Origin of the sequence: Sphingomonas glacialis (assembly GCF_014653575.1) — a bacterium.
GTDB lineage: Bacteria > Pseudomonadota > Alphaproteobacteria > Sphingomonadales > Sphingomonadaceae > Sphingomonas > Sphingomonas glacialis.
On the sequence record NZ_BNAQ01000014.1, the window covers coordinates 20,424 to 31,061 of the forward strand.

9 protein-coding genes and 3 pseudogenes are annotated in these 10,638 nt (G+C 60.5%); 5 read left to right on the top strand and 7 right to left on the bottom strand.

The features are described 5' to 3' along the window. Window positions 1-673: 673 nt before the first annotated feature. The 3 genes from IE187_RS20430 to IE187_RS20440 all read right to left on the bottom strand — a co-directional run bounded on the left by IE187_RS20430 (window position 674) and on the right by IE187_RS20440 (window position 3,298). On the bottom strand, window positions 674-1,237 hold the full coding sequence (locus tag IE187_RS20430; protein ID WP_189677857.1) for a recombinase family protein: 564 nt from the start codon (window positions 1,235-1,237) through the stop codon (window positions 674-676). Window positions 1,238-1,438: 201 nt separating this feature from the next. Next, the gene (locus IE187_RS20435; RefSeq protein WP_189677845.1) at window positions 1,439-2,686 is read right to left on the bottom strand and encodes a c-type cytochrome; all 1,248 of its coding nucleotides are present in this window, start codon (window positions 2,684-2,686) and stop codon (window positions 1,439-1,441) included. 36 nt (window positions 2,687-2,722) lie between these two features. Continuing rightward, entirely contained in the window at window positions 2,723-3,298 is a 576-nt protein-coding gene (locus IE187_RS20440) for an alpha/beta hydrolase family protein (protein WP_189677846.1), read from the bottom strand. 218 nt (window positions 3,299-3,516) lie between these two features. On the opposite strand from IE187_RS20440, the gene IE187_RS20445 reads away from it, so the two are divergent. The 3 genes from IE187_RS20445 to IE187_RS20455 are packed head-to-tail and all read left to right on the top strand — an operon-like array spanning window position 3,517 to window position 7,050. Further along, window positions 3,517-4,713, top strand: a complete 1,197-nt coding sequence (locus tag IE187_RS20445; protein ID WP_189677858.1) for an AAA family ATPase — start codon at window positions 3,517-3,519, stop codon at window positions 4,711-4,713. 53 nt (window positions 4,714-4,766) lie between these two features. Continuing rightward, a complete protein-coding gene (locus tag IE187_RS20450; protein ID WP_189677847.1) occupies window positions 4,767-5,804 on the top strand; it encodes a ParB/RepB/Spo0J family partition protein in 1,038 nt (345 codons plus the stop codon). A gap of 37 nt (window positions 5,805-5,841) precedes the next feature. After that, on the top strand, window positions 5,842-7,050 hold the full coding sequence (locus IE187_RS20455; protein ID WP_189677848.1) for a replication initiator protein A: 1,209 nt from the start codon (window positions 5,842-5,844) through the stop codon (window positions 7,048-7,050). A gap of 583 nt (window positions 7,051-7,633) precedes the next feature. Here the strand turns inward: IE187_RS20455 and IE187_RS21850 are convergent. Beyond that, window positions 7,634-7,945 (bottom strand): annotated as a pseudogene (locus tag IE187_RS21850) (TraM recognition domain-containing protein); the annotation flags it as partial. 300 nt (window positions 7,946-8,245) lie between these two features. Between IE187_RS21850 and IE187_RS20465 the strand changes: the two are divergent. Beyond that, the gene (locus IE187_RS20465) at window positions 8,246-8,800 is read left to right on the top strand and encodes a recombinase family protein (RefSeq protein WP_189677849.1); all 555 of its coding nucleotides are present in this window, start codon (window positions 8,246-8,248) and stop codon (window positions 8,798-8,800) included. Window positions 8,801-8,827: 27 nt separating this feature from the next. Here the strand turns inward: IE187_RS20465 and IE187_RS20470 are convergent, their stop codons facing one another. Then, window positions 8,828-9,292 (bottom strand): hypothetical protein, encoded by a 465-nt coding sequence (locus IE187_RS20470; RefSeq protein ID WP_189677850.1) that lies wholly within the window; start codon window positions 9,290-9,292, stop codon window positions 8,828-8,830. Between the two features lie 25 nt (window positions 9,293-9,317). Between IE187_RS20470 and IE187_RS20475 the strand changes: the two genes are divergently transcribed. Then, complete coding sequence (locus IE187_RS20475; protein ID WP_189677851.1) at window positions 9,318-9,620, top strand: hypothetical protein; 303 nt, start codon at window positions 9,318-9,320, stop codon at window positions 9,618-9,620. A gap of 370 nt (window positions 9,621-9,990) precedes the next feature. Here IE187_RS20475 and IE187_RS21855 read toward each other — a convergent pair. Both IE187_RS21855 and IE187_RS21535 read right to left on the bottom strand, forming a co-directional pair. Next, a pseudogene (locus IE187_RS21855) lies at window positions 9,991-10,248 on the bottom strand (DUF6968 family protein); the annotation flags it as partial. Window positions 10,249-10,458: 210 nt separating this feature from the next. Next, window positions 10,459-10,638 (bottom strand): annotated as a pseudogene (locus IE187_RS21535) (RNA polymerase sigma factor); the annotation flags it as partial.

Below are 10,638 nucleotides of genomic sequence, written 5' to 3' on the forward strand. Positions count from 1 at the left end.
ACCCGCAAAGTGCATACCCTTACGGGCAAGGCTTGGCGGGTTCGACCCGGAAATATGGGTGACGGCGCAACAAAGCAATAAGGGCGCCCCTTTTTCAGAGCTCTTTAAGGCAGCTACGATGGTCATTCTTCACCAAAACCAGGTGGAGGGCGGCGACCCACCATTAAGCATGCTGATCGGAGTGGGCGTGATCCAGTCGGCCCCGAGAACCGGATAAGGACCGTAGAACAGGTCGCCCAGCGCGCGCCGATAGTGTGCGTTCATCCAGCGCCGGCGTCGATGCTCCGGGCCATCATGAAGCATGTGGCAGCGTTGGCAGAGGGCCGCTAACTGGTGCAGCGCGCTGTCGCTGGGATTATGATTGAGGTGAGCGCAGGCTAGCACCACAGGCGTCCAAGCGCCGTGCGTTAGGATGTCCTCGGTTGGGCGTCGCACGCGCCGGCCCTGGCCGTTGCGCCAGCAATGCCGGTTCCGGTCCCACCATCGCCCATCCCGCAGATGAAATACCCTCTCGCCATGAGGACGCCCGCAATGCTCGCAACAGCCTTTTGCCCTCACGAAGCGCACATGGTGTGAAAGTTGCGGCCAGTCGATCGGGTATAGGAACACATGCTCGGGGCGGATCGGCATCAGGCCTCCCCTTTCCGCGCATGGGTTCGCAGAGCGTCCTGCATCACACTGTCAACGTCGCGACGGTCAGCGCCCGGTACAGCGTAGCATGGTGACACTTCAGCAGCTTGGCGGCTTCGCGCACCGATGTGCCTTCGCTCACCAACCGCTCGCCTAACGTGATCTGATCGGAAGTGAGTTTAGGCGGGCGGCCGAACCGGACCCCCCTCGCCTTTGCCGCCACTCGTCCGCTGCTGGTTCGCTGGTGAATCAACTCGCGCTCAAACTCGGCGATGCCGGCAAACACGGTCAGTACCATGCGGCCAGCAGGCGAGGTCGTATCCGCCCAAGGCTCAGCCAGCGAGCGCAAGCCGGCGCCGGCCTCCATCAGCTTTTCGGCAATGTCGAGCAGGTCGCGGGTGGAGCGTGCTAGTCGATCAAGCCGCGTCACTATTACCGTGTCGTCGTCGCGCAGCTGGTCGATCATCTTGGCTAGTTCGGGCCTGTCACGCTTCGCGCCCGAGATTTTCTCTTCGAACGTCCGCTTGCATCCGGCCTCCTTCAATGCGGCGCGTTGCAGCCGGAGATCTTGGTCATCAGTGGACACACGGGCGTAGCCAATCAGCATGTCGCAAAACTGTATCACAAAAGAAGTGTTGTGCAACAAACTTTTGCGACAGAAGCCCACGAGGAAAACAGAGCGCTGGAGCGGTTGTCGCGGAACTTAGCATTTTCGCGACGGTGTCATACTGGCGTTAGGACCCGGGCCATCCGCGTGGTCCGCCCAAGAGCGGACGACCGCGGCCACATGTCTGCTCCGGTGCTAAGATCATCGCACGGTCTTCTCCGGCACCAGACTTTGCACCGCTGCCGGGGGCTGAGCAGCATAATAAGCGGCGACGGCATCGATCTGCTTGTCGGTAAGCCGCTTCGCGATCTTGACCATCGGATCCGGGTGCTTATCACCGACGATGCTACCGCGGCCGCCGTTTCGGAACACGCGCAGCTGATTGGCCAGATACCAGCGCGACTGACCTTCGAGGATCGGATACGCCCGATCTGCCGCGCGGGTGATGCCGTGGCACGACGCGCACGACGCGAGACCGGCCGAACTGAGGCCCTTGATTGCGATCTGCTGCCCTTCTGCCGATACGGGTCCGACGTGCGTCTCGGTCGAGCGCCGCGGCAGCGTCACATAATGATCGGCCAGCGCGGAGATTTGCGTCGGCGAAAGCTCTGATGCCACCATCTGCATGAAGCCGCTGCGGCGTCGGCCGGCGGCATAGGCGGCAAGCGTGCTGGCGATATAGTCGCGGGTTTGCAGCGTCAGATTGGGGAAGGCTCCACCGCCGGCACCATCCGCGCCGTGGCAGCGCGAGCAGGTAGCGAGCGCGTCGCCGTCCTGCGCGTAACCGGAAAAGCCGAAAACGGGCGTGCGGTAATTGAAACTAGCGGCTGGCGGTTCGTCGTCGTTGCGCAGCGCATAGGGCGTGAGTTTGGGTGGTGCGCCGAACGGCGCTACACCCGCGCCCTGGCCGTGCGATACCAGCGCCAACTGCTGGAAGCTCTGCGGCGACATCTTCGGCATCGCGCGCAGGAACGCGACGAGATGCCAGATCTCGTCGTCGCGCCGATCGGCCGGCCAGGATGGCATCGCGCTATACTTTACGCCCGCCTTGACGATGCGGAACAGCTCGGGCGCCGAATATCCGGCAGTCGGCAGGTCCGTCTTCAAATATTGCGGCCGCGGATGCATCGACAGCACGACCGGATTCTGACCGAATCCGGGACCGCCGTGGCAGCGCGCGCAGACCTGGCCGTAATAGCTGGCGCCCGCCGCGACGCGGATCGGGCTGTCGAGATCGGCGGGCGGCGTTGGTCCGGCATGGAAGGCGGTCGATCGCGAGAAGGTGTAATGAAGCAGCCGAGCCCAGCCATCGGGATGGGGCTTCGCAGCGGAAAGATCAACGATCCCGCTCACGATGACCGTTACCGCGACCAGCAACGCCGCGATTCCTGCGAGTATTAGCGGCCCGAACCACTGGGTCAGCCGCTTCGGAAATAGCAATCGGACCATCGATCTCGAACTCGCTCGAGCCAAGCTTGTTCCGGATCAACATGTTGTACAGCGTTTCAGTGGTTGTCTCGACGCAGGGGCGCCTTTTGCCATAATCGTGAACAAATTAGGAACAGATTGAGGGAATAGCTTGGCTTGGGTACGAGCTCGTGCCTCCGGCTCGCTAGCTGTCTCGATCGCCGTTCCCTTTGGGAAAGCCCGACGTTCCCCGATGTTCAGATTCTCGGAAGCACCTCTATATAAGTTGGCCTCGACCAACGCGAACAGCTTGCGGATGTAGCCCGCTTGCCGAGACGCGCTTACCGGCGTTCCATCTTGACGGGCGAACTCGTCGGCGACCCAGTCGGCAATGTAGTCCTTCGCAGGGGCCATGTTGTCCGCGCTGACATGCTCCACCCCGCCATCCTCCGCGGTAAATATCCGCAGCTCGCGGCGCGCGCTGTTGACCGCCTGCTCATAGCTCCGATGCGCCGCCTCCACCGGAATTTGTCGGTCGCCCGCGCCGTGCGTGACGAGATAGGGCACGGTAATTCGCTCGACGACGCCGTCCAGCGTCATCTGGGGCGCCCACGCCATGAAGCTGTCCATGTCGGGTTTACCGAACACCCACATGACGTGCTCCCAATAGTACAGGGTCGGTGAAGGTCTTCCATACAGGCCACAGGATTAGCGTACCTTTTCGCACATCGTCTCGCCCGCGCTTGCATGCGTTGAATTGCCAGGGTCGGGCGAGCTGGGGGGCTATCCCAATCACTCTGTTACTTGCACGATTGAAGCTTTTATGTGTATATGACACTGATCTTGCTTCAACTATGCGATTGGACCGCTTCATGAATGCAATCGTCAATCACATTGGCGAACTTGCCGAAGCCGGTGAACGCATGATCGAACGCTTGCGGCGCAAGGCATTCCTGCCGGAAAGTCGCAAAGGCCTCAACGTGCGCTTCGGCATCGCAGAAGCCGCCCAGTTGCTAAGCTGCTCCACCAATCGCATTCGCATGGCGGAGGACGACGGCCGCTTGCCCGCTGCTCCCGCCGGCAAGAATGGCCGTCGGCTTGGCTATTCGGTTGAGGAAATGCTCCAGATGCGCGAGGTGCTCGGCGCCTCCCCTGCCCGCGCGCCGCTCGATATCCCCGCAATAATCGCGGTCCAGAACTTTAAGGGCGGTGTTGGAAAATCGACTGTTACCTGCCACCTCGCGCACTATTTCGCGGTACAGGGCTATCGCGTGCTCGTGGTCGACTGTGACAGTCAGGCGACGACCACTACACTGTTTGGCTTCAACCCGCATTTCAACATCACGCGCGAAGAGACCCTCTACCCTTATCTCTCGATAGACCCAACCCAAGCCGACCTGCTCTACGCAGTGAAGTCGACGCCCTGGCCCAATGTCGATCTGATCCCCTCAAATCTCGAGCTGTTCGATGTTGAATATGAGCTCGCCGCGGCCGGGTCGGACGGGCAATCCGTGCTCGCCGCGCGCTTCCGCAAATTGAAGCAGGGCCTCGCCGATCTCGCGCGCAATTATGACGTGGTGCTGCTCGATCCCCCCCCTGCCCTTGGAACAATCAGCCTTGCGGTGATGCAGGCCGCCAATGCGCTGCTTGTGCCGCTTGCAGCGACCACGCCCGATTTCTGCTCGACCGTGCAATTCCTTTCAATGATGGACCAGGTGCTGCAACAGCTTGCGCGCGCCGGGATTGAAGTCGAATACAGCTTCCTGCGGCTGATCTGTTCAAAGTTTGACGGCAACGACCCGAGCCATGCGATGGTGCGGACCATCATGGAGCAGAGCTTTGGCCCCGCCCTTCTGCCCGTCCCGATTCTCGAATCCGCCGAAATCAGCCATGCAGCAATGCGCATGATGACGATCTACGAGCTTGAGCGTCCAATCGGAACGCCCAAGACGCACAAGCGCTGCCGTGCCAATCTCGACGAAGCAATGGGCCAGATCGAACAACTCGTCCGCCAAGGCTGGGGTCGGGTAGAACCGGCGTGTGAGGAGGATGTTCTCTATGCTGCCTGAGGTTCTGTCCTACCGCCATCCGTTCTTGCTACGTGCCAAACAGGGGGTGCGTTGTGGCGCGTAAACAATCCGATTACCTAGCGGCTTTACTTGCGGACGAGCCCGCCGACGAGGCCACTAAGTCCCCTGCCTCGGTGCAACCTGAGCGGTCGCGTGGCACGACGCTACTCAATCGCGAAACTGCTCTGGCGCGCGTAACGAGCGGTGAAGTACGGCAAGTGACGCAACTCCTGCTCGACCCCGCGCGGGTGCGGATATGGCCGGGCAATGCGCGCAGTTATCAGCATCTGTCGGAGGAAAGCTGTCGCGAACTGATCAACTCGATCATCGCAGAAGGCGGTCAGAAGGTTCCCGCAGTGGTACGCCGTGTTGACGGCGATCCAGTGCATGACTTCGAGGTGATCGCTGGCACCCGCCGGCATTGGTCGATCAGTTGGCTGCGCGCGCATTCCTATCCGGAGATGCAATTCGTGGCCCAGGTCGCGCGGCTCGATGACGAGGCGGCGTTCCGGCTAGCCGATCTCGAGAATCGCGCGCGCGCCGACGTTTCGGACCTGGAGCGTGCGCGCAATTATGCCGAGGCGCTCAAGGCGCATTATGGCAACCATCTGACCCGGATGGCCGAGCGGCTGAAGGTGTCGAAAGGCTGGCTATCGAAGATGATCAAGGTCGCAGGGATTCCCGAAGGCGTGATCGCTGCTTTCGCTTCACCGTCCGATGTGCAGCTTAAGCCAGCCTACGCGTTGGCACAGGCGCTCGATGACAAAAGCGCGGCGAAGGCGATCCAAAGCACGGCGCGCGACATCGCGCGTGAGCAGGGAGCTCGACGGGAAAAGAGCGCGGTCCCCTACCCTGCCGCCGAAGTGCTGCGCCGCTTGCTCGAGGCTCCCAACAACCCGGCCAGTGATGCGGCGCCATTTGTCTGGACCACGACGCACGGTCGACCCGGGCTCAGCATTCAATCAAGTAATCGACAAGGCGTAACGATCCGACTGCATGCGGGTTCGGGTGCCGGACCGGATGAGCTGGCGACCGCATTGCGGCAAGCGTTAGCGCATCTTGAGGCCGAGGGCCGGGGATTGAAGCGGTGAACGTGTTTCCCCGGGGAAACGTGCGGAAGGTACGCCGATGAGCCGCGCCGAGCGCCAGCGCATTTCCGAGCAGTTCAACCTGTTCCTGCCCTATCTCGCCGACCTGCCGCTGCGGGACCAGCGCGAGATGATGGAACGCCCGTTCTTCAGCCTTGCCAAGTCAAAGCGGATCAAGCCGATCGACTACAAGAGCCCGGATGGCAAGCTATGGGTGCATGTTTCGGGCAACCCTGATTATGGCATGGCAACGATCTGGGATGCTGACATTCTGATCTATTGCGCCAGCGTGCTCGCCGACATGGCGCGACGCGGGGTGAACGACGTACCGCGCAAGTTGCACCTTATGCCGTACGATCTGCTCCGCGCGATTGGGCGACCGACGACGGGCCGGGCGTACGAATTGCTCGGTCAGGCACTCGACCGGCTCGTCGCAACGACGATCAAAACCAATATCCGCGCCGAAAACCGTCGCGAAGCGACGTTCAGCTGGCTCGACGGCTGGACACAGTTAGTTGACGAGAAGACCGAGCGGTCGCGCGGTATGACGATCGAGCTGTCAAACTGGTTTTGGGAAGGCGTGATGATGCAGGGCGGGGTGCTGTCGATCGAGCGCGCCTATTTCGACCTGACGGGCGGTCGCGAGCGCTGGCTGTACCGCGTTGCGCGCAAACATGCTGGCGGAGCAGGGGAGGGCGGCTTCGCCATCGCAATGCCGACTTTGTTTGAAAAATCGGGGGCGGAGGGGCAATATCGCCGCTTCAAGTTCGAGATCGCCAAGATAGCCGAACGCAATGAGCTGCCCGGCTATGCGCTGACGCTCGAGAGCGCGACCGGCAAACGCGAGCCGGCGTTGCGAATGCAGCGTCGTAACGACGCCGAACGGTCAGTGAAGACTGTGTCAGAGCATCGCGCCAGCCCGCCCGAACAGCCGGCCCAGCAAGCGGCACCGCCTTCCCCAGCCGCGACAGTCGCAGAACCCGCACCCATGGCGTTGGTCGATGTCAGCGCACTGCTACGCCGCTCGCGAACCAGTCTGGCAACGCGCGCAACGGCGGGCGAGGTTACCGATGCTACGCTCGCAACGCTCCGCGCCGAATGCCCTGGCTGGGATTATCAGACGCTCCACGCGGAGTTCCGCGCCTGGATCGAGGCTGATTCGGCACGCACGCCGGTCAGCTATCAAAGCGCGTTCATTGGTTTTGTGCGGCGCTTTGACAAGGCAAATCGCCACACTTTAGGGAGATGATCTAACTGCCCACGGGCCAATTTAATCCCTGATGGCGTGGCGCGGCGTTCCCGATGTGTCGGCCTATTCGACTGACATTATCAGTAGCGCGATGCCGAGCGCGACATATGAACCTATCCTTTGGTTCGGCCCGCGAAAGTGATTCAATAGGAGTCCCTTTTCGAACACGAATGGTGCGTTATCGACACTCCAGGAACAGCATTCGGGTCATCGGGAACGCTCCGTCGATCTTTCGGGAACGCCAGGATCGACACAAGGGGAACGTCGAACCGACACTTCGGGAACACGGCGTGTGGCCCGAATCACGCATTTCCAGGCTCATCTTGTCATTTCGGCACGGCTTAACTCTCTAACCTAAGGTATAACCATCTAACCCAAAGATTTTCCAATTCGGGTGAAGAGAGATCAGAACTGAAAGAATGCAAGCTCAGGTGAACACTAGCACGTTACCATGGGACCAGAACCGCCGCGGCTCAAATGCGGAGCGCAGTTGGGAAAGCGGCCTGGTTAACTAGATGCTGCGCTCGACGGAGGGCGTGCGCTGGCACTGAGCCTAAAAACCAGTAGCTGCGGCTCGTATTGGTCACGCCGTATCGAACCTACCGGCAAACTCACGATCAACATAGTAGCGCAGCTGGGCGGCGATAACGGGCCGCGGTCCGGCGAAAAACAGGAGCTGGCAAGCAGGTTTGTCTCGATCTAATTCGACGCCGACTTTGTCAACAGCCTCGACCGTTTCCTATCCGAGCAGATCGGAAACGAGCTGGGCGCTCCGCTGGTCGTTGACGCCGAACACCTGCAGGACGCCTGAGTTGGACAAGAAGGTGCCGGCGCGCTGGTCGTAGAGCGCACGGAGCTGGTGTATGTCCTGCACGATAGGCCAACCCAAGCCGTAGCGGCGATGCCCGACAGCGAGGGGCAGACGCACCGCCCCCTTCCAGTAAGCTTTGATCCGTCAGTTTTCTCGCCAACTGGATCGTGATTCGATAAGAGCCGTTCGACTGCGGTCTACCAAAACAGCATCGTTTTCGGTAAGGGCGGGTGCAGACTTACGGTCGCAATTACCACCTGCTGGCCTGGCCATGGGCCACCACTTTTCACGTCGTGATGCGAAACTCACAAGTTTTGCATCGCGCCGGGAACGGCAGAAATCCGGGTACTTCCGTGATGCATATATCCGATGCACAACGGTTGCATGATCTACGGCTATGCGCGCGTCTCATCCAATGGCCAGGACCTCACCCAGCAGGTCGCCCAGCTCCTCGCTGCCGGATGCGTGAAGGTTTACCAGGAGAAGGCCAGCGCCGCGTCGGCCGAGCGGCCCAAGCTCAAGCGCGCGATCGGTGCGCTCGATGCTGGCGACGTGCTGATGGTGACCGCGACCGATCGCCTTGCCCGCAACACCCGTGACCTGTTGAACATCCTCCATACGGTGAAGGAAGCCGGCGCCGGCTTCCGCTCGATCGCGGAGCCGATGGTGGACACCACGTCGCAATTCGCCGACGTCATCATCGCCGTGCTGGGGATTGTGGCGAGCTGGGAGCGCCAACGGATCGTTGAGCGCACCTCTGCCGGCAGAGACCAGGCAAAGGCCCGTGGCGTGAAGTTCGGCCGACGCGCCGCCCTCACCCCTCACCAGCAGGCCGAGGCGCTACAGCGGCTTGCCAGGGGCGATACGCAGCGCACCGTCGCCGCCCTGCTCGGGGTCGATCAGGCCACAATATCGCGGCTATCGCGGCAGCAGGGCTGAACGGCGAGGTCTGGTAGAAAGCTGAAGTCACCCGCTCGGGCAATGGCGTGCCGGGGTTAGCGTGATGTTTCGGTACGAAAGAGCACGTTGAAGGTCGCCGTCGTCGGTGCTGATTGTCGCGGTTCCCTTGAATGTGGCGGGGATGCCATTGCCGGGAGAGCCGATGTCTACGCGCTGCACCGGAGCGTAGAGAGTGACGAGGACGAACGCGCGAAGCTCTTTAGGGCTTCCGTGGTTGAACCACGTGGCTCCCTGGCTTCCATTTCCCTCGATAACACCATTTGGTGTGGCGCTGCTTCCGGCTTTGATCCGCCAGCCGCTTGGAATGTGGCAGATAGACTGGAACTGGAGGCCCCAAGTTTCGATCGCGAAAGCCTCGATGCTCTCCGTATCCTTCAGCGGTATTTGCCCGATCGACAGCAGGTAGCTCCGAGGGTGATCGACTGGTGCTGCACCGACCGTCAACAACGCCAAGGGGAGCAGAACCTTCATCTGCACAAGCTTGCACAGCGGGGTAATGTCCACAACTGGGCGCTTCATGCCGGTGCAAAAGGGAACCCTTTCGCAACAGCCGGGACGGCAGAAAGCGACCCTTTTTGCTATTTTCGAGGGCGTGCTGCGTCCGTTAAGCGGACCGCGCTGGTTCGAATGCTTGGGCTGCCCATCTCGTCCCGATGACGATAACCACCCCGACGAACCACAAGATAGAAAGCTGCAACAGGCTTTCCCCTATCGCTATAAACCAAGCATTTTCGTGACCTGCATCAAGCTGATGTTGCGCGAGTGTCATACACGCACTGCCGAAGCCGCTGCCGTTTGAACGGCATACATTGAAATGCTGCATGTAGGCACTTGCGGTCTCGCGACTGAGAGCGGCCCAATGCCACAACGTAGCCAAGACAACCCAGATAATTGATGCCGCTATTCCTAGGCGGAACCAGAACCGCAATGGTGTTCGAACGAAAAGCTGGAGCATATTCTACCCTCGTTATGGGTGCCGCTGCATAGAAGCACGTCGGCTTATCGCTGCAAACCCTCTCAAAAAGCGGTCGGACCGCTCACCGCCAGGCCCTAACATTCACGATCGGCAGCGCATCGAATTTCTGCATCATCGCGATGCCGAGATTCCCGCCGTTCCGAGCATGATGCAAAACTTGTGAGTTTTGCATCACGGACGCGAAAATTGGTGCTTAACCGCCGTTCCGTTCGGGCGGCACATATAGCTGCCCCTCACCCCAACTGGGCGGAAGGTCTAGGTCATACTGATCGACGTAGGTAAGCTTCCCAGCCTTGTATAGGTCGCTTTCCATAAGCTCCGAATGAACAGACTTCATCGCCAGCATCAGCGCCTGTATACTGTCCAGACCACAAGCGTAGCGTTGCTGAACGCGATCAGGCCATACGATCGCCCATCGGCACTGATATTCACCGCCGGGAGCTAAAAACGGCCGAAGAAAGCGGCGGTGATGCGGTCCTCGCCACTTTCAAAAATTCGCTCGATGAAAGGTTCGTCGCTCATTCGTTCATTAGTGGCACGACGGGAGAACGGCAGCAAATGGGCGTCAGCCGACCGACTGCTTTACGCCGCTGCGTTGATGCAAAACTTTTGATTTTTGCATCAGGAATGGCCGATTTTTTACGGTCATTTTATAACGCGGCTATCCGATCAGCACGCCTTTCCAGTCGCGGCGTTCCGGAGGTTTCTCCTTGGGTACGCTTGCTGAGAACGGCTGTGCTTCGGAGTCCTTGACCAGTTGCCGGAGACGCGTCCTGCCGCGGGCAACCCGGCTCTTGAAGGTGCCTTCCGGGATGGCGAGCTGGCATGCGGCATCCTCGAT